Below are 20,187 nucleotides of genomic sequence, written 5' to 3'. Positions count from 1 at the left end.
CACGGCCTAGCATTCACTTTAATGGAGGCCCACATGCTCGTGAAATCGACATGTCCGCACGAAATCATGACTGGCGACGTGCTCAAGGATCGCCACGGGAAGCGTATTTACATTGTCTTGAAAACAGGAAGGAACTCAAGATGGACCCATCTTATCGATATTGAACACGAGGCAAAATCGGCTTCCTGCCGAAGAGCAGTTCCGTTCAAAGAAAGAACGGACGATCTGCTGTTGCGACTGTCACCTAATGTCGAGCCTGAACGCGCTCTCGAAAAACTTAAAAAGCTTCCGTGTAATGTTTCAGAGCGAAGACGTCCTTTGGCTTTTACTTTGTGTCGCCGGTCTGAGAAGTATAAGGAGATCGCAGAGGAGCCGATAAAGTCTCGAGGTTGGCAACTCATCGTGGGTCTGCTGACCTTCGATTTGCCAAACGGCAGCGACGGTACTCCTCCTGAAGCGTCGATTTACGGCGATACATTTGAAGAACTGCTTCATCGGGAAACACGGAGGAAGCGGATCCTGCGATATTGCGCATCCTCGGGCAAATCGGAGGACACTGTATACAAGACGTTCCGACGCTTTTGCCAGCAAGGGATGACTTCAGCGGCCGCCGCTGATGATTACGACCTGTGCGGAGGAAAAGGTCAGCAGCGGAACTGGAAATGTGCTCCCGGGAAGACACCGATACGGAGGAAGTTGAGGGGTTCAGCGCGTAACCTAGAGGTGCAGCGCTTGCTCGAACTTGCGGCGGATTATTACTTTTCATTCGAATACTCGAAAGGAAACCGAGCCCAAAAAACGTTAGATCAGGCCATAAACTGGATCAACAGAACATTTCTGCGTGATCGGGTCGTCTACAGCGAAAGGGGGGAAATGATCGAGTTGGATCTCAGTCGCCGTATCGTTCTAACCGCACGCCAACTTCAATACCATATCTATCGGAACTACAGCTACGAAGAACGTCGCATCCGCAGGGTTGGTCTCAAACAATACCTGCTCCACGAGCGACCGTTGACCGGTCGGCTTAGGACATCACGCGGGCCCGGCGAGCGTTTCCACATTGACGCGACCATCGCTGATATTTATCTAGTGGGGCAGGTCTTGCGGACGAAAGTGATCGGCAGACCGACGCTTTATCTTGTTGTCGACGACTACACAGCGATGGTTGTTGGTTTCTATGTGACATTTGAGCCGCCCTCATGGGATGGAGCAATGATGGCGCTTGCTAACGCTGTCAGTCCAAAAGTCCAGTTTTGCGCGTCAATTGGCATCGTGATCCGAGAAGAACAGTGGTCGGCGGACCGTTTGTGTGAAATTCTCTACGGGGATCGGGGCGAGGTAAGCAGCGTACATAAGGCGCATGCTCTGATCGCGCATTACCGGATTGAAATACAGAACCCGCCGAGCTATCGTCCAGACCTGCGAGCCATTATGGAGCGACGATTCGGCATCATTCCTGCGATCTGGAACTCGCTTGTGCCTGGGGTCGTCGAGAAAAGCTCGTTTGATCGTGGCGTCGAACATCCTGCATATCATGCGGCCTTAGACATCGTTGAATTTAAACGAGTCGTTTGCTATGCAATCCTAAGCTATATTAATAGACTAATAAGCGGTTATCCGACGCCTCCGGAAATGGTAGAGCGCGGACTTGCTCCAACGCCTCTTAATCTTTGGAAATACGGCACTGAGATCAATGGCTGCGGGAGGCATGTCGATGTAGACGAATTTCGAGCGAAGGCCATGCCGCGGACGACAGTTCCGATTGATGGTGAAGGGATCCTTCATAACGGGATGCATTATGACTGTCCTACGCTTTCGCTCATTGAGCGCCAGGCAATGTTTCGGGCGCAGAAAGTGAAGTCCATGGTCGAAATCGGCTACGACGCCGCGGATAACAGCAGCATTCAGCTCCATGGACTGGGCGAGCCCGTTTCCTGCCAGCTTTCTGAGCATGAAATCGACAAGATGCGCGGGCTGACGTATCGCGAACAGATGCTGTATACGGACATCAATGCGACTAACGGAGGTATGAGTAAGGAGGCATCGGAACCCGAACGCGCGATGACGGACTTCAACATTGAAAAGATCGCCAAAGATGCCGTCTCCAAGACCTCGACCGCGCTAAAAGATGCAGGTTTGACGCGACCGGACATCAGTGACATGGATGCAATGCGCCACGTTGAGCAGTCCGCCGAAATGGTGTCAGAAACAGGACGCGGTTGGAAAAAGTCCGGAAAACCCGAACGGAAAGGACGCCAAGGCGCGTCAATCAAGAAACTTATGAAGACGATCCGGGAAAGAACAACCTTGGATGATCCGGGATCGCAAGAGGTGTATGACGAAGAAGGAGACGCCTATGAGGAGTCGGCAAGTCGAGACAACGTAGCCTCTGCTGAGGCTGATCGCATGACCGCGAAGGAACTCCGTGAGAAGCGCGCGAGGGAGTTGCTCGCGGAAATGGACACATAGGAGCGCATCATGACCAGCAAGAAATCCGTCACCAATACGACCCCAGATGAAGCGTCGAATCAACCGGTAAGGCAGTGCGTTGAAGCAGTGGAAGCGTGCTACTACGAAGGCGAATCCCTGCTGCCCGAGTACCGAAGCAATCCGCTGATTTCAGCATTGGGGCCTGTTTGGGATCAAAAATCGATTTTGAAGGCGCTTGACGTTCCTGTTGCCTTTTCTGAGTGTGAGCGCACGAAGACTGAAGAGTATCGCTTACATGCCATTGGCAGACTTTCACGCCTCGTCGTCGCACTTCCCGCTCATCTTGACGTCGTCAGTACGATTCAGATCATTGTACGTCAGCATTACATCGGAAGCGAGATACGAGACGATTACGCAAAAGGCCTAAGGAACCGCTACAGGGCGAGTCAAGACGGGCAACTCTCTCCCGTCTACCCGCACCGGCGATCACACGCATATTGTGGAGGTGTCTTCGGGCTTTCGGGAGGCGGGAAATCCACAGCGTTGGAATCCGCGCTACGCTTGTTGCCCAAGGTGATTCTTCATAAGCAATATGGGCTTAGTCAGGTTGTTTGGATGAAGGTTGACTGTCCAAAGAGTGCCAGCCTCAAAGACACGCTCAAGCTTGTGATATTGAAATTTGATGACCTGCTCGGAACAGACTACACGGGGGAGGTTGGGCTTAGGGCCACGCTGGCTGACTACGCAAACAAGCTTCACTGTATTTGTGAACGGCACCATACAGGCCTCATTGTTATTGATGAAATGCAGAACGCGCTGCAGGCGGTGGCAAAGAACGATCCGCTCTTTGACTTTTTTGTCAATCTTACGAACGTAGTTGGAATTCCGGTCATCGTGAGTGGGACTCCCAAAGCAGCTCAGCTGTTCCGGAAGACGTTGCGTTCCGCGCGGCGCATTAGCAGTCAAGGCGTTACCGTCTGGAACGGGGTGAGGAATGAGGATGACTGGGAGCGGTTCTGCAATCAACTGCAGAAATATCAGTGGCTCGCCGACCCGGTCCCTCTGTCAGAGAGCATGCGTAAGTATCTGTATTTCTTGACCCAAGGGCTGCCGGGGATTGCGATTCCTCTTTTTCAGCTTGCACAGTCCGCAGCAATCGTTTCAGGGGCGGAGCGGTTGTCTCGAAAAATTGTTAGAGATGTCTTCGATGAAAAGATGGCTTCATTGAGGCCGATGATGACCGCGGTGCGGTCCGGGAATAAGGCAAGAATGGTTGAGTACGACGACCTGTTGGGCGACACGCTGGACGATATCGTCGAATCTATGGAGGCGGAGGCCAGGCGACACGGCTACTATGAAGCAGCCATGGAGCATGATAGGAATGAGTCTGCGATTAGCGCCGTATCCAGGTTGATGCTTCTGGGCGTGCCGCACGAGGTGGCGTCGTCGCTCGTGTGTACAGTCCAGAGAGAGTATCCCGCGGCATCATCGCAAGATCTGAGTAACGAGGCAGCACGCCGCTTCTACCAAAAGAAAGCTCCCTCGGAATCTCTGAAGAAAGGCGTGAAGGAGTCGAAGGAGGAAATTAGCTGAAAGCTACCAAGCTGTGAGGCGGCTTTGGCGGCCTCCAGCTTGGAGTTCAGTCGCCGCTGGCAACGTGATTTGCCCACGCTCATTTCATGCGATCCGCGCGTGAATGGGGGGCGATCTATTGCGCGTTTAATCGTGCTGGCATGTTCATCCAGGCGATTGAAGCGACTCTATGAGCGTTGGCATCTGACATGCGTGGGAAGAGAGTTAGTGGAGAAGGTACGCGGCGTTTTCATGCAGTCGTGTGAACACGGAGAAATATTATGGCAATCGCGTTGTTTCCTCTTTTGGATGGCGAGACCATTGGCAGCAATCTGGGGCGCTATGCTGACTTTATTGGGCTTGAGTCTACGCTACCCCTTAGGCAGCGTCTCTTCGGCTATGCCTCAAGGCCGGAAACGAGACTCCCAAGTGGAATTGACCATCTCGCGGCGGAAGCCAGGGACTATTGGGGTTTGGATACAGAGGCGATCATAAATGACCACACCGAGTTCCGCTACGCGACTCTGACGGTATCGGAGACACAGAGAAAAGCGATGCGCTCATGTATGGCCGATCAACCTGTTGGTAGATGTTTACGGAGGAGCGTCGGTGGCTGGAGTGGGGAGATCGTCACAAGGTTCCGGTATTGCGAGGAGTGCCTGCTGGAGTGGAGAGGGAAGGCGATCGCCGCTCATTGGAAGGCAGATCATCAACTACCAGGCGTGTATGTATGTTGCATACATTCACGCATGCTCAAAATGACGGCCCCGGGTTCTTCCGAAAACCTCACGGACCCTACGGTGCTGGCATTGATGAGGTGCGCCGATGAAGAAATTCTGACGCGATTGTCGCTTTCGGAGAGGAGCGCGATCGAGGATTTGGCTAAGCGAAGCACGCAATACAGAATGACCAACGATAGCCTCCCGTCTGCGAGCGCATATCGCGGATTGCTTTCGGACGCAGGGTTTTTGAGGTCTTGCGGAAAGACGGACAATTATGGCTTCGTCGCGTCGGTCTTAGAGTATTTCGGACTCGGCTATTGTCGACTGGTGGGTTTGAATTTGCAAAAAATGACGGTCTGGCTACACAACATCGTTGATCGGGCAAAAGGTATCGAGTCGTGCCACCCGTTTATGTCCATCGCGGCCGAGTCGTTGTTGAATCGCCTTTGTGCATCGCCTGGATCATTTGTGCCAATGACGCAAAACGGCGCAATAGATTCTGATAAATCGCTGCAACGGGATGTGAATGCCGTCGATATGCGCAAGGCTAGATTATCGTGCGTTGGAATCCTTCATCGAAAGATTGACACCTGGAAAGAGTGCTCGAGAGAGGGCACAGATATAAAGCTAAGCTGCTCTTGCGGTGTATCGTATCGAATGTCGAATATCTCGTTTTCCGAAACGGCGCAGTTGAAGGTGGAGACATATGGTGTCCGATATCAAAGTTTGCTTTCCACTGGGCTCAATAATGACGTTAGGGTTAAAAATTTATTGCAACGACCGCACACGGCAGATGTTAGGTTCCTACGATGGGCCCGTTATGCTGGATTTTCAAAAAACACGGATGTGTCAAATGAGGAGATTCAACGGATGCGCGACCGCTGGCGCTTGCTGGTTATGAGCGGTCGGCCAGATAAGAGAATCACGTCGGCTCATCGTAGTGATTCGATATTATACAGGACATTAAGCCGATACGATCGTGATTGGTTTGTAGCATTCAACTTGGAAAATCGGACACGGTCCAAACATTCGTCGACTACCTCGCGAATCGCCAAATCTTGACCTTCCGTCGAGAAATTGACGAGGCCACTTGTTGATGAGCGAGTTTGGCTGGCAAGTATTCCTGCCCTGCGAAATTGAGCTTAAAAGGTTTCTGCAGTGCGGCCATAGAAGAATTAATGCTTGGGGGTAATCGGATCAGAGTTGAAGTATGCACGATATTGTGGGTCGTCACTGTTGCGATTGATTTTGAATTGACATCCAATGTGCGTTGCAGACTCTGGATCTATCAGAAGTTGTTTCTAGGTGGTTGCAGGTATTTAATCACTCGTTCACCAAGACAAGGAGCAATTCGATGGCAATCGCCCTGCTTCCGCTAAAGGAAGGTGAAACTCTTGGAAGTAATTTCGGACGCTATGCAGAGCTGATGGGATTGAAAGCTACCTGGAGACTTCGGCAATCGCTTTTTGGTTGCTCTCCCGAACCAGGGTCGCGGCTTCCAACGGCCATTGACCATCTTGCGCAGCAGGTGCGCGATTACTGGAACTTGACGGCAGAAGAGATAGTTAAACGGCATACAGAATTTCAATATTCCACAATGATGGCTTCGGAATCGCTCAGAGAGACGTTACTTCAAGTGATGCTGGCGCCACCTTCGGGCGAAAGGTTTGCATTCCCGATGAGAATTTATGGTTTGAAGGGTGAGCGCACCGGGACATTGCGATATTGTGAAACGTGTTTGGCGGAATCGATCGAGCAACAACAGACGCCGTATTGGAGGATCGACCATCAGTTGGCTGGAGTGTATTGCTGCGTTAAGCACGGTTGCATACTGAAATCAGTGAAGAGAGTGCAATCTGAACGTTATTTTGATCAGACTGTTTTTCGCCTCGTTAAGAAATCCGATGAGATGGTTTTGCAGCGTGTCACGCCACAGGAAAAGTATGCCGTTGAGGATATTGCTAAAAGAAGCGTCCTGCAGAGAGTGGAGTGGGGAGGTGGACAATCAAGGCAGGTATATCGCGACATGTTGATGGATGCGGGATTCGTACGCACAAAATCTCAAATAAAATTCGAAAAGGTAATTTTCGCGTGGTTCGAATATTTCGGACCGGAGTATTGTCACGTGACAAACATGACTTCCGGGAGAATATCAAAATGGCTTCACTGTTTATCGGAGAGTCATGTGCGATCGGAGTGCCCGCACCCGTTCATCTATATCGCGGCAGCGTCGTTTCTTGAACACTGCGTTAAATCCTCGGGGTCGTATATTCCGCAGATCCGCCGTAATGCTCCTGCATGGGTGGGTGAGGGAGCGGTGATAGCATCAGCTTTGGATGCGTACACATGTACCGGTGCGTTGCATCGAAGATCTGATTTCCTTGAATTTGTTTCCTTGCGAAGAGACAGGTGGAAGCTCGTGTGTACCTGCGGAATATCATATCGACTGGTAAAAGCAGATCTTTGTGACGTCGTGAAACTACTTCCGATCGCGTATGGCGATCGCTATCGAAACCGATATTGTGCGTTGATTGCTAAAGGACTGAACTTATCGTCCGCCGCACAAACGTTGCGGCTGTCTATAAACGTCGGTATTCGTTGGGCATATGAGGAAAGGGCAGCCAATATTAAGTTGTTGCCTTGTAGAGAGATTAACAAGTTACACTCGAAATGGCGGTGGCTGGTTAAGAACGCACCACCGGAAAGACCCATCACTGCGGCAGCTGAAGCTGACCCAGCCGTTTATAAAGCGCTCTTGAAAAATGATCCTAACTGGCTGCGCACATTTAATCAAAACCATCGGTCACCCGGGCGAACGAAAGGCGCTGTCCGGCTGAAGGAGCCAACACCTGACCAGATTCGCGAAGCGTGGCGTGGACTAATCTCGGCCGTGCCCCCAATGATGGCGACTCGGAGCGCCATTCTCGAACGAGCCGGTTTTCCTCGGGTAACGATGGGTCGGAACAGATCTTTTGAACCCGTTTTGATGGAACTCGTTGAATGCCGTCCTGCCTATCTTGAGCGGGTGATTTCTTGGCTTGCCAACTTGGCATCGGGACATCGGTTGGGCGATTGCGATGAAGCTATGCGGACAGCCGGGTTGCGAAGAACTCGTTTTACGAAAGAGCAACGAGATCGAATTCGGTCGATCGAATTGACGAATCCTGACGAAGGGCATTCCACTCGGAAATATTAGCTCAGTTCCGAAGAAGGATCGCCCTATGTGTTATCACAAACGAGCGCGGAGCAAAAGTACGCCTTCCGGCGAAAGTCGAAGTTGGTCGTTGACTGCCGCAGGTCGAAAACCATGTATTAGGCATTTCGTCAGTGGGGTGATGTCTCAGATTTTTGCTGCGCTGCAGCATGGTTTCGATGAAACCCTTGTTATTTTCGGCCTTGAAAGCGTTGTTGGTGGATGTTCCCGCAGACTTTGTGGATGTGGAATGGCTGGCGTCTTAGAGATCGCAGCCACTGCGGCAAACTTTGTCCCCATTCCGCGTTTGAGGCGGCAACGGTAGCAGCAGGCTTCCGATCGATTTTCCCAGCAAACTTTGATGTTTCTCCATATCTATCGGGGCACAACAAAGTCCGCGGGATTGCAAAAATCTTCGTTCCGGGACAAACAAAGTCTGCGGCATGGCGTGGACGAGCGCGGCTGCAATGACGTGCTGCAACTCATCACGAATCGCCGCGGCGCGATGAATGGCTTGCTGGCCGTCGTGCTGGAAGACCATATACGCACGCATCTGGTCGATGCCGAACACGAGCATGCGCACGATGAATGGAGTGCGACCGAGCAACTGATCGAAGTAGTCCACAGCTACTTCAACCGCACGCATTCAGTGCGGTAGTCCGCCTGCCCAACGGAGAACATCAGGTCGAATTCGAGGAACACAATCATGACCACGCGAATGCAAAATCTGCCGCAACTCGTGACCACAACATCCGCTCGGCCTACGTTCACGTCATTGCCGACGCCGCGGTTTCTGTTCTGGCGATTATCGGCCTTCTGCTGGCACGTGCGTTTGGCTGGGTCTGGATGGACCCGCTTGCAGGGGTAATCGACGCACTGGTGATTGCGAACTGGTCGTGGAGATTGATGCGCGATACAGGCGGCATTCTGCTCGACATGAATCTCGATAAGCGCATGGTCGAAAACGTCCGTCATGTCGTCGAAGACATCGCCGGGCGCCCCTGAACTAAGGCTCCCTGAAACGTTCAAGGCTGACTTTCGTAAGGTCGAAGGCCAAATGCGTGACGTAGCCCGTTGCTATTTGCGGCGAGTCGCTCGCATCGATACTGTCAGGCTTGAGCAGCAAGGCTGGTCCATGTACCACATCGCCCAGATTACAGACGGGAGCGTAGATGCCGCTGACGCAGAGACCGAGTTGTGCGGCGCGCAGACGGCCGCTTTCGACTGCTTCTTTCAGACCGTCCAGGCTACTGGCAGGTATATCGATCGATGTCCACCATACAGGCGGTTCTTCAAGTTCATCATCCTGGCGGTTGAAGCCGACTCTGGCGGTGCCTAACGGAACATCGGAGAGGCTCGTGCCGAGCGTGTCCTGCAGGTCGCGTAGTCCGTCGTGGTCTGCGCTGCCAATCTCGCGGGTCGTGAATGTGACGCGGACCGTGCGGGTTGTGAGCCAGGGTTCTCCGATAATGGACAAGTCGCCATCGTCGAGGGACGCGATGCCGCAGATGGAGGTTGAAAGGATGGGATGGGCCGCGCCGGCGACGGGCTCCAGCTGTCGTACGACCTGGAGATCCTGCATATGAAGCCAGATTGAGCCATTCATCTCCAATCTTGACACGCTTCCGTCGTCCTTCAACCATTCGAGTGCGTTTCTACCTGCACGTCGAAGATGTATCGCGTTTTGAGTTATGTCTGTCTTGCCGGCCACGATCCCGGGGGTAAGTCCAGGGTCGGACGTTTGATCACCCGTGTGCGAGATATTCGAAGGCCACCGCCCGACGTTTCGAGCAGACGTAACGTTGTCGAGAATATCGTGCCGCTGCATGCGGACGCTGGCCGTTTGCGCTATTTCGTGCGGTAACGATGGGTTCTTCCGGGCGTGCCGGAGGTCGTCGTGGTCTGTGTCTGACGGATCAACAAGCCTGCTCCAGGCGGGCATCAGGCGACTCAGAAGGTCCCCGTATGGCACGAGAAGCGGCATGAACGCTGCCGCCACGATAAGGTTGAACAGCGTATGGAAGTTCGCCACGACGCGACCATTGTCCGGCTCGATCGAGACCATCACGCGGCCGATAGGCACCAGCGCCGCGAGCGCAACAGCAACTCCCGCCAGCAACATGAGCAGGATGCCGACGGGAACACGCCGGGATGACGGATCACCACCGGGCGCTGCCCGGTCAAGGACTGGCCGGGCAGCGGTACCGAGATTCGCACCGAGGACAAGCGCGAATGCAGTATCCGGCGGGACAACATTTTTCGCACAGAGCGAGGCGATCAGCAGCACGGCCGCCACGTTCGATTCCGCCGCCCAGCTCAGGCTCGCGGCCAGCAGCATGTCGACCGCCGGCATCGTTGACGCGGCGCCCAGCACCATGCGAAGGCTGGGCGCATCTTCGTAGTCCGTCATCAGATCGAGCAGCGCATGCAACGCGAGCAGCATCAATCCCAGCCCGATCAATGCCCGCCCGAGATCGTGCGCGCGGGTGTTCGATGCCTTGCGAAACATCAGTACGCCAGCAAGGATTAGCGCGGGAGAGATGGCGGGCTGGTCGACAATCAGAAGTACCTGTACCGCCAGCGTCGCACCTATGTTCGCGCCGAGTACGGCCGCGAGCGGTGGCGCCAGATCCGCCGGGCGCGTGATGACGACACGCGCCATGACCCATCCCATCACTGTGCTGCCGGGCTGGATGGCAGACACGGTCAAACCACCCAGAAAGCCGTGCCCACGATCGCGCACCGCGCGCAGGAGAAATGGCTCGAAGACGGGGCTGAAGGCCCGGTACAGGCCGGACTGGAACATCTGCACACCCAGGAGCAGCAGCGCGACGGAGCCGGCGAGGTCGATAAGCGTGAAGGTTTGCACTGGCATGGCGACTTGTGCGGTTCCCGCAATCTGGTTTGCCATTCACATCTGACACGCCGGCCCTTGGGAAGAACCCAGGGCGAATCAGGGCTGAATAACCGAACAACCGGCGACGCGCAACTGAAAGCAATTCTCCACGACATTGCGAAGACGATACGTGCGCGAACGAACAGCGTGATCATTCAGACCTGAACGTCAATTTGCGAATCGTTCGCGATTTCTGCGCATGGCTCGTCCGGGAACGCAGACCGTTCTTCAGAATGTCTTGATGCGCTCGAGCAGACGATGGAGTCTTTGCTGTTGCTTTGGATCCAGTCCTTTCGTGGCAGACGCCCGGAGAACACGTTCCCGCCAGTATGCTGGTGAGAAGAGTGAACTCGCGCCCTCGGTATCCAGCACGATTTCCAGGTGAGAAATCGCAGCGTCGATGTCGCGGAAAGTGTATGGACTGGGAATCGGTTCTGTCCGGCTGATCCGCAGCGAGAGTCCGTCTGACGTGCGCTGCCACGTCCGCATGGACGTCATTTCCGATTTACCCAATTTTCCAAACTCGATACAGCCGGCGATCCGCCGGCATATTTCAATCTGTCGACGGAGCAATCATGAGTCTTGACATCTTCTGGCTCCTGCCGACCTCGGGCGACACCCGCTATCTCGGTAAATCCGATTTCGGCCGGCCGCCGACCAATGAATACATGCGCCAGATCGCTGTCACCGCGGAGAATCCCGGCTATGACGGGCTGCTGATTCCAACCGGCAGCAGTTGTCAGGGTATTTCCGCTGCTTCCAGGCAAGAAATCCATCACGTTGCGCGATCGGGCGCTGACAGGCGGCGCGTTCGATGTGCGGGCAAGCGGCGATCCGACCGGGACGCTCAGTCGATAGATGGTCGATGTCGATTGATTTCGACCGTGCCCGCATACCCGGAGAAAATGCGAACGATAAATATTGAGTCGATATAAACATATAGGAATTGAATAATTCTCAAGGCGGTCCGTCGTCGCTACGCTGTGCCTGATACGCACAGTGAGGACTTATGACCGCTTCTGTTCCAACGTTCTTATCGACGTCGATGTACTCGCGTCGGCGCGTGCTACGTTCGCTCGCCGCCGCGCCGCTCGCGATGGCGACGGCTTTGACAGGCACACGCAACGCCCGGGCAGCCGACGACGTGACCATCGTGCTCGGCGATCAGGCAGGCGGCACGCGTGCGCTCGTCGAAGCAGCGAAGGTACTCGACGGTGCGCCTTACGCGTTCCGCTGGGCCAACTTCCAGGGCGCAGCGCCGCTGTTCGAAGCGCAGCGCGCGGGCTCCGTCGATCTCGCGCCAGCGGGCGACCTGCCCGTGCTGGCCGCCGCCGTCGGCGACCCGACGCTGAAGATCGTTGCGACGCGCATCGGTTCGGGCGCGCAACTCGGTATTCTCGTTGCACCCAATTCGACCGTCCGCCGCGTCGCCGATCTGAAGGGCCACACGGTGTTCGTTTCGTCGGCGCGCGGCAGCATTTCGCAGTTCCAGCTATACGGCGCGCTGGCCGAAGCAGGGCTTACGAAAGACGACGTGACGGTACGCTTCATCCTGCCCGTCGATGCATTCGCGGCATTCGCATCCGGTGCGATCGAAGTGTGGGCGACGTTCGATCCGTACTACGGCATCGCCGCGCAACGCGGCGGTCGCATCTTGCGCGACGGCTCGGGCATCAATAGCGGCATGGGGTTCATCACGGCTTCGGGTGCGTCGCTGACCGATCCGCGCAAGCGTGCCGCCATCGCCGACGTGCTCGTTCGCTATCAACGTGCGGGCGACTGGGCGCTCGCGAATCCCGACGCCTACGCGCAAATCTACGCGACGCTCACACGCTCGCCATTCGATGCCGCCAGGCAGATCACGAAGCGCGCATCGCTCAGGCAGCACTTCGTCACCGATGCCGATATCGCTGCGCTGCAAAAGGTAGCGGACCGTGCGCATCAGGACGCGATCCTGCCGCGCCGCATCGACGTTCGCGCGATCTCGGAGACGCATCTTGTCAGCGCATGAACTTGCATTGATCGACGGAGCACGATGACATGTCCACGCAAACACAAACGCTCGAACTTGCAGGTGTCGCAGACGAAGGCAAGCACGATGCACGCGAGCACGGCAAACGCCTGATTCCGTTGCTGGCCGCGTTCGGCTGGCTCGGCGGCGCGGCCGTCACGCAATGGTGGCCCGCGCTCGACGACTGGCCTTATACACGCGAACTGTCGATCCTGAAGCTGCTGTTGGCGGCGTTGTCGCTTGCCATCAGCATCGCGGGTTGGCGTGTGAGTAATTCTCGAAGCGCTCGCATCGAAGCATGGCTCAATGCCGCGCCGTGGCTGCTCGCGCTATCCATCGGACTGACCGCATGGGAAGTCGTCACCGCGCAACTCGAGTGGCTGCCTCGGCCATTCTTTGCGCCGCCTCAAGCGTTGATCGCCGTCTACGCCGACGATCTGCCGCGTCTCGCCGCGAGCGTCGCGCATTCGTTCGAGTTGCTCGCATATGGTTATTTGCTGGGCGCGCTGACGGGCTTTGTGATCGGCGTGAGCATCGGCTGGTCGAAGGCAGTCGGATACTGGCTGCATCCTGTGCTGCGGCTGATCGGTCCGCTGCCGGCTACCGCGTGGCTGCCGCTCGCGTTCTTCTTCTTTCCATCGAGTTTCAGCGCGAGCGTATTCCTGATCGCGCTGGCGACGGCGTTTCCCGTCGCCGTGCTCACGTGGTCGGGCGTGGCGAGCGTGAATTCCGCGTTCTACGACGTGGCGCGCACGCTCGGCGCGAAACCTTTGTTTCTGATCCTGCGCGTAGCGATTCCCGCTGCGTTGCCGTCTGTTTTCGTCGGCCTGTTCATGGGGCTTGGCGCCTCGTTTGCCGTGTTGATCGTCGCGGAGATGATGGGCGTGAAAGCGGGGCTCGGCTGGTATCTGCAATGGGCGCAGGGATGGGCCGCATATCCGAACATGTACGCCGCGCTTCTGGTGATGGCGCTGATGTGCTCCGGCCTGATCACCCTGCTGTTCCACGTTCGCGACCGCTTGCTCGTCTGGCAAAAAGGAATGCTGAAATGGTAGCCGCTGCTTTTACTCACCCATCCGACGCGCGGCACGGCGCGCGCATTGACGTGCGCAACGTCACGCATCGTTTCGCGCTGCGGGGCGTTGCGCTGCCCGTGCTCGACGATATCAGCCTGACGATCGAGCCCGGCGAATTCGTCGCGCTGCTCGGACCGAGCGGTTGCGGCAAGTCGACTTTGCTCCGGCTCGTGGCGGGCCTCGATGCGCCCGCGCAAGGCGTCATTCATGCGGACGGTGAAGCCGTCACAGGACCCGATCCGTCGCGTGTGGTCGTGTTCCAGGATCCGACGCTGTTCCCGTGGCGTACGGTGCGCGACAACGTGGCGCTCGGTCCGCAGGCTCAGCATGCGCAGCGTGACGCGGCGAAGCGTATCGATGCCGCACTCGAGCTCGTGGGCCTTTCGGCGTTTGCAAAGGCCTTTCCACATCAGCTTTCGGGCGGGATGGCGCAGCGCGCGGCGCTGGCACGGGCACTCGTCAACGATCCGCAACTGCTCGTGCTCGACGAACCGTTCGGCAAGCTCGACTCGTTGACGCGCATCCGTATGCAGTCGGAGTTGGTACGTCTCTGGCAGGCCGAAGGGTTTTCAGTGCTGCTGGTCACACACGACGTCGAAGAAGCGCTGTATGTGGCGAACCGCGTGATCGTGCTGAGCGAGCGCCCGGCGCGCATCGTCTCGCAAGTGCGCAACGACGCGCCGTATCCGCGCCATCGCGACGACCCCGATCTTGTCAGATTGCGCCGCGAAGTGCTGGCGCTGCTCGGCCTCGACACCTGAGCGGCACTCAGCGAACAACACCATAACTTAGGGGAAATCACGCGATGAAGCATGCAGACGACAACACACCATCGAACGCCGCGCGCCGCACGTGGCTGCGCAACACGGCATGGACAGTGGGCGCTGCGGCGCTCGGCGGCGCGACGTTCGGACTGCCCGGCGTACGCGCATCCGCCGACGAGGCATTGAAACCGCTCAAACTCTCATGGAATGCAGGCGCGATCTGCACGGCGCCCGTGCCCGTCGCCGTGCAACAGGGCTTCTTCCGCAAGCACGGCTTGCAGGTCGAGCTGATCAACTTCGCGGGTTCGACCGACCAGCTGCTCGAAGCGATCGCAACGGGCAAATCGGATGCGGGCGTCGGCATGGCGCTGCGCTGGATCAAGCCCCTGGAGCAGGGTTTCGACGTCAAGCTGACGGCGGGCATCCACGGCGGCTGCATGCGGCTGCTCGCGACGCGCGCATCGGGTATCGTGGATTTGCAAGGGTTGAAGGGCCGCACCGTCGGCGTGAGCGATATGGCGAGCCCGGCGAAGAACTTCTTTGCTATATCGCTCAAGAAGATCGGCGTCGATCCCGACAACGACGTGCACTGGCGCCAGTATCCGGCGCCGCTGCTGGGTGAAGCACTGAAGAAGGGCGAAGTGCACGCGATCGCGGATGGCGACCCGACCATCTGGACATTGCGCGAGGCCGATCATCTGCAGGAAGTGTCGAACAACCTGTGCGGCGAGTACGCGAACCGCGTGTGCTGCGTGCTGGGCGTGCGCGGCTCCCTCGTCCGCAAGGACCGCGCGACGGCACAGGCGCTGACGCAGGCGCTGCTGGAAGCGACCGAATGGACCGCGAATCATCCCGCCGAGGCGGCGGCGATCTTCGCGCCGAATGCACCCGGCGCAAACGTCGCGCAACTGGCGGAGATGTTGAAGAGCCACACGGATCACCATCATCCCGTGGGCGATGCGTTCAGGAAAGAGATCTCGCTGTACGCGGACGATCTGAAGTCGGTGGGTGTGCTGAATTCGGGGACGAACTCGGACCGGTTTGCGACCCGGGTGTTTGCGGACGTGCTGGCCTGATGGAAGGACGCAGCGCGCCGGCATCGGCGCGTTGCGTGTACGGAGAATGCGGTTAAGCGGTAAGGGCTTCTCGCGTCGTGTTCTTCTCTGCGACAGCGCCGCGTACGAGCGGCAGGAGATCTCGTCCATACGCAAGCGCATCCTCAAGTGGATCAAATCCACGAATCAGGAAAGTCGTCACCCCGAGCTTGTGATATTCGAGCAGCGCATCGGCGACCTGTTGCGGCGTGCCGACGAGTGATGTCGAGTTGCCCGCAGCCCGCGTGAGAGCAGTGATTCCCGTCCACAGTCGCCTGTCGACTACGCTTCCCTTGTCCGCCTCGGCCAGCAAACGCAGTGCGCCGACATTCTTCGGCTCCTTCGGCCTGCGCGTGAAATTCGGCGAGGCAGCGACGACATTTTTCGCACGCTCCAGAATCGACTCGGCGCGCGCCCATGCGGCATCTTCCGTCGCGGCGATGATCGGGCGAAGCGACAGGCTGAAGCGGATGTGATCTTCCCGTCCATGGCGTGCAGCAGATCGACGCACCTTCGCAATCGTCTCTTCGACGGCTGCGAGCGATTCGCCCCACAGCGCATAGACGTCGGCATGCTTGCCCGCGACCTCGATTGCAGCGTCCGACGAGCCGCCGAAATACACAGGCAAATGAGGTTGCTGCAGCGGACGGATCTGCGACTTGTGACCCGCGACGCGATAGTAGGCGCCTTCGTGATCGAACGGTGTGTCACTCGTCCATGAACGTTTGACGACGTCGAGATATTCGTCCGTGCGCCGATAGCGCTCGTCGTGCGACAGAAAATCGCCGTCGCGCTGTTGCTCGACGTCGTCGCCGCCCGAAATGACGTGGACGGCCGTGCGTCCCCCGCTGAAATGATCGAGCGTCGAGAGCTGACGTGCCGCGAGCGTCGGCGCGACGAAGCCCGGACGATGCGCGAGAAGGATGCCGAGGCGCTTCGTCTGTTGCGCGACGAACGAAGCGATCTGAAAGCCGTCGGGCGATGCGCTCGAATGCGCAATCAGCACACGGTCGAAGCCGCCATACTCATGCGCTTGCGCGACGGCGGCAATGTACGGCGGATTGACGGCGGGCCCTTTCGGCAAATGAATTTCGCTTGCTTCCTGATGGCTCACATAGCCGATGAATTCGACGCTCATCTGGGTTCGCTCCTCGCGGGTAACGTGGTGGTAAATGCGGCACGGCCCAGATTGCCGAGCACGGTGTCGTTTTGCGGTGTGTGAATGCGCGCGCACAGCACGTCGCGATAATGACGCTCCAATGCGTTGTTGCGACTCAGGCCGGGGTTGCTGCTCGCTTCGAGCGCGAGTTCAACGGCATCGATAGCGTGCTTGCTGACGAGATACTTGATCGTCGGCGCTTCCGTTGTGCTGACCGGACCGCCTGCGCCGGTATCGAGCAGGATGCGGTTGTTGAACAGCAGCGCGTCGATGCGTCCCACTGTCTGCTGAAAACTGTCGAGCGTCGATAGCGGGGCGTTCAGTCCCGAAGGCACGCGTTGCGCTGCCCACTGCACGAACCAGTCGCGCGCGGCGCGTGCGACGCCGTCGTAGATCGATGGCAGCAACACGTTCATCCACACGCTCGTCACCGGGTCCATGCCGTTCGCGGGGCCCGGAGGTTGAAGATCGACGGCCTGTTCGAACGGGACACGCACGTTGTCGAAGATCACTTCGTGGCTACCCGTCGCGCGCATGCCCAGATGATTCCACGGCTCGCCGAAACGCACGCCTGGCGTGTCGCGATGAACGAGCCATGTGCCAACGCGCGGCGCCGCTTCGTCCGTGCGTCCCCAGACGGCGAACCACGTCAGGCCGGGACTGCCCGTCGAATACAGCTTGCGGCCGTTCAGTATCCAGTGATCACCTTCGCTGCGCCCAACCGTTGCGGGCAGACCGCCACGCGACGGTGAGCCGAGTTCGGGCTCGACGCGCAACGAGTTGATCAGGGCGCCGCGTTCGACGGCATCGCGCGCAATGCGTTGTTTCAGCGCGAGTGGCCAGTTTGGATTGGCTTGCAGACGCAAATGGTAGAGGCATTGCATGACGAGAATCAGCGCGGTCGAAGGTTCGCCCCGAGCGACGGCGCGAATGACCTTGAGCGCCTGTGCAAGCGTGGCTTCGCGTCCGCCGAGCGCGCGCGGCACGGTCAGCGAAAGCAGACCGGCGCGACGCAAGCGGGCAAGATTTTCGTGTGGAAAGCTCGGGCCCGCATCGAGCGCGGCGGCGCCTGCGCTGAATTCGGCGGTGAGCGCGGCGAGCCATGCATCGGCTTGCGGGCTGTCGAGATCCGCGAGTGCTTCGAGCGCATCGCCGTCGCGTTCTACATCGGCAAGCGCGCTATCGGGGTGACGGCTGGTCATGGTCGGTTCACTGTGCGTTAAGCGGAAATTGCCGGTCAAAACTCTTCGTGACATCGAGACGCGTCTTGATCACATCCGCACGGTGATAGAGATCGGCCGTCTTTTGCTGTTCGGCGATAAGGCCATCGTCGATGACGACGGGATGCAGTTGCGCCCGCTGGTATACGGTCTTCAGAACTTCGGGCGGCAAGCCCGTCACCTTCGATTGCATTGCGGCCACTTCGTCCGGATGCGAGAGCGCCCAGCGCTGGCCGGCCGCGACGCGCTTGAGGAAATCGGCGATTTCGGCATGCTTGTCTTTGATGGACGTTTCCGTCGCGGCCTGGAAGCTGAGGCCGGAAGACAGGTCGACGCCATTCGCGATGCTGCGATCGTGATCGCGCTGCTCGGCGAGCGCGACATACGGGTCCCACGTGGACCACGCGTCGACGTTGCCGGACGCGAGCGCTGCTTTTGCGTCGGCAGGCTGCATGAAGCGCAGCGACACATCCGAGAGTTTGATGCCCGCGCGTTCGAGCGTTGCAATCGCGAGGTAATGGCCGATCGAGCCGCGCGTGGTCGCGATGCGCTTGCCCTTGAGATCGGCGGCCGTTCTGATCGGCGATGCGTCGGGCACGATGATCGCGAGATCGGTCGGCGTCGAACGTGTTGCCGCCACCGCGCGCACTCTGGCACCCGCTGCGTAGGCGAAGATCAGCGGCGCGTCGCCAAGCCCGCCGACGTCGATTGCGCCCGCGTTGAGGGCTTCTCCGAGCGGCTGCGCGGCGGGGAAGTTGAACCATTCGATCTTGTACGGCACGTCCTTCAACTGGCCTGACGCTTCGAGCATGCCGCGCGTCTGCAACTGCTGGTCGCCGACTTTCAGCGTCGTGTCGGCCAGCGCAATATGCGAGCCGGTCACGACGATCGCGCCGAATAAAAGACAAAAGAGTCTTTGCAGGAATCGATTGGGAAAGAAATGCATGAGTTGCGCGGGAGGAAGTGGTGACTGAAAACACACGATACGGTCGCAGGTTTTATAAGGCAAACGCATTGTTCTTCTTTGTTAATATGCGCAATAGGAAAACGGAAAGCTGGAAGTGCCGCTTGAGCCCGCGGGCGTTGGCACGCTAAGGTGTGCTCCACCAACACTTCATCAAACGACAAGACCATCCATGAAACTCGATGAAATCGAGGCGTTCGTTGCCGTCGTGCGCAGCCAGTCGCTGAGTCAGGCCGCCGATTCGCTCGCGCTGACGCAACCTGCCGTGACGCGCCGCATCCAGAACTTCGAAGAGGCGCTCGGCGTCGAGCTGCTCGATCGCAATACGAAACCGCTGAAGACGACGCCGATGGGCCGCGTCGTTTTCGAGCAATGCCGCGCCATCGTGCGCGAGGTGGACGCGCTCAGGCATCTGGTCGCGGACGACGCACCGCTGGCGGGCGTATTGCGACTCGGCGTCGCGCAGACGGTCGCCGATGTGGCCATGCTGAAGGCTCTCCATGCGCTGCGAAGTGCGCATCCCGAGTTGCAGGCGCGCGTGTCGACGGGATGGGGCAATCCGCTGCTACAGAGAGTCGATGAAGGAGAACTGGATGCCGCAATCGTGCTGCTGCCGGCCAACCGTACGTTGCCCGATACCCTAACGGGCGAAACGCTCGGCGAACTGAAGCTGGCTGTTGTTGCGCAAAAAGGCAGCCTGAAGAAGCGCGCGCATACGCTCGCCGAATGCCAGGCGTATGGCTGGGTGTTGAATCCCGATGGCTGCGGTTTTCGCGCGGGCTTGCAGCAGGCGCTCGCGTCACAAGGCTACACGTTGAGGCTCAACCTCGAAACGCTCGGCACCGAATTGCAGCTCGGGCTTGTCGCCGACGGCGTAGGCCTGGGGCTGGTTCCGCTGCCCTTGCTGCGCAACAGCGTGCATGCAGCGCAACTCGACGTGGTTCAGATCACTGACTTCAAACCAGAAATTGCCGTGTGGATCGTACGCTCGCGTGCGTTGGGCAAGATGCAGTCCGCGCTGGCAGTGCTCGCGGAAAGCGTCGAACAGAGCTTCAAGGCGGCACGTCTGTCACGCGCCGCCTGATC

13 protein-coding genes and 3 pseudogenes are annotated in these 20,187 nt (G+C 57.9%); 12 read left to right on the top strand and 4 right to left on the bottom strand.

The features are described from left to right. Positions 1 to 33 precede the first annotated feature (33 nt). From QEN71_RS11900 to QEN71_RS11880, 6 genes and pseudogenes are all read left to right on the top strand, one after another. Complete coding sequence (locus tag QEN71_RS11900; protein WP_201658264.1) at positions 34 to 2,469, top strand: DDE-type integrase/transposase/recombinase; 2,436 nt, start codon at positions 34 to 36, stop codon at positions 2,467 to 2,469. 9 nt (positions 2,470 to 2,478) lie between these two features. Further along, the gene (locus QEN71_RS11895) at positions 2,479 to 4,023 is read left to right on the top strand and encodes an ATP-binding protein (protein ID WP_201658261.1); all 1,545 of its coding nucleotides are present in this window, start codon (positions 2,479 to 2,481) and stop codon (positions 4,021 to 4,023) included. A 260-nt stretch (positions 4,024 to 4,283) separates the two neighbouring features. Next, positions 4,284 to 5,786, top strand: coding sequence for a TniQ family protein (locus QEN71_RS44775; RefSeq protein WP_201658258.1), 1,503 nt, complete (start codon positions 4,284 to 4,286; stop codon positions 5,784 to 5,786). A gap of 292 nt (positions 5,787 to 6,078) precedes the next feature. Beyond that, complete coding sequence (locus tag QEN71_RS11890; RefSeq protein ID WP_201658255.1) at positions 6,079 to 7,920, top strand: TnsD family Tn7-like transposition protein; 1,842 nt, start codon at positions 6,079 to 6,081, stop codon at positions 7,918 to 7,920. A 448-nt stretch (positions 7,921 to 8,368) separates the two neighbouring features. Next, a pseudogene (locus QEN71_RS11885) lies at positions 8,369 to 8,575 on the top strand (metal-sensing transcriptional repressor); the annotation flags it as partial. Then, positions 8,551 to 8,904 (top strand): annotated as a pseudogene (locus tag QEN71_RS11880) (cation transporter); the annotation flags it as partial. The pseudogenes QEN71_RS11885 and QEN71_RS11880, both read left to right, overlap by 25 nt. A 19-nt stretch (positions 8,905 to 8,923) precedes the next feature. Here QEN71_RS11880 and QEN71_RS11875 read toward each other — a convergent pair. Next, positions 8,924 to 10,828, bottom strand: a complete 1,905-nt coding sequence (locus QEN71_RS11875; protein WP_233472067.1) for a Na/Pi symporter — start codon at positions 10,826 to 10,828, stop codon at positions 8,924 to 8,926. 560 nt (positions 10,829 to 11,388) lie between these two features. Here QEN71_RS11875 and QEN71_RS11870 point away from each other — a divergent pair. The 5 genes and pseudogenes from QEN71_RS11870 to QEN71_RS11850 all read left to right on the top strand — a co-directional run. After that, a pseudogene (locus QEN71_RS11870) lies at positions 11,389 to 11,553 on the top strand (alkanesulfonate monooxygenase); the annotation flags it as partial. A 269-nt stretch (positions 11,554 to 11,822) separates the two neighbouring features. Beyond that, positions 11,823 to 12,824, top strand: coding sequence for an ABC transporter substrate-binding protein (locus QEN71_RS11865; RefSeq protein ID WP_201658236.1), 1,002 nt, complete (start codon positions 11,823 to 11,825; stop codon positions 12,822 to 12,824). A 29-nt stretch (positions 12,825 to 12,853) separates the two neighbouring features. Continuing rightward, positions 12,854 to 13,879 carry an ABC transporter permease gene (locus QEN71_RS11860; RefSeq protein WP_201658233.1) on the top strand — a complete coding sequence of 342 codons (1,026 nt, stop codon included), beginning with the start codon at positions 12,854 to 12,856 and terminating at the stop codon, positions 13,877 to 13,879. Next, on the top strand, positions 13,873 to 14,661 hold the full coding sequence (locus QEN71_RS11855; RefSeq protein ID WP_201658230.1) for an ABC transporter ATP-binding protein: 789 nt from the start codon (positions 13,873 to 13,875) through the stop codon (positions 14,659 to 14,661). The genes QEN71_RS11860 and QEN71_RS11855 overlap by 7 nt, the downstream gene beginning before the upstream one ends. 44 nt (positions 14,662 to 14,705) lie before the next feature. Further along, entirely contained in the window at positions 14,706 to 15,740 is a 1,035-nt protein-coding gene (locus QEN71_RS11850; RefSeq protein ID WP_201658228.1) for an ABC transporter substrate-binding protein, read from the top strand. 52 nt (positions 15,741 to 15,792) lie between these two features. Here the strand turns inward: QEN71_RS11850 and QEN71_RS11845 are convergent, their stop codons facing one another. The 3 genes from QEN71_RS11845 to QEN71_RS11835 are packed head-to-tail and all read right to left on the bottom strand — an operon-like array spanning position 15,793 to position 19,083. Continuing rightward, complete coding sequence (locus QEN71_RS11845; protein ID WP_201658226.1) at positions 15,793 to 16,896, bottom strand: LLM class flavin-dependent oxidoreductase; 1,104 nt, start codon at positions 16,894 to 16,896, stop codon at positions 15,793 to 15,795. After that, a complete protein-coding gene (locus tag QEN71_RS11840; protein ID WP_201658224.1) occupies positions 16,893 to 18,119 on the bottom strand; it encodes an acyl-CoA dehydrogenase family protein in 1,227 nt (408 codons plus the stop codon). Before QEN71_RS11840 ends, QEN71_RS11845 begins: the two co-directional genes overlap by 4 nt. Positions 18,120 to 18,126: 7 nt before the next feature. Then, positions 18,127 to 19,083, bottom strand: a complete 957-nt coding sequence (locus tag QEN71_RS11835; RefSeq protein WP_201658222.1) for an ABC transporter substrate-binding protein — start codon at positions 19,081 to 19,083, stop codon at positions 18,127 to 18,129. 190 nt (positions 19,084 to 19,273) lie between these two features. On the opposite strand from QEN71_RS11835, the gene QEN71_RS11830 reads away from it, so the two are divergent. Then, positions 19,274 to 20,185 (top strand): LysR family transcriptional regulator, encoded by a 912-nt coding sequence (locus QEN71_RS11830; RefSeq protein WP_201658220.1) that lies wholly within the window; start codon positions 19,274 to 19,276, stop codon positions 20,183 to 20,185. Positions 20,186 to 20,187 lie beyond the last annotated feature (2 nt).

It is taken from the genome of Paraburkholderia sabiae, assembly GCF_030412785.1.
Lineage (GTDB): Bacteria > Pseudomonadota > Gammaproteobacteria > Burkholderiales > Burkholderiaceae > Paraburkholderia > Paraburkholderia sabiae.
This window is presented reverse-complemented; position numbering and strand designations above follow the sequence as displayed.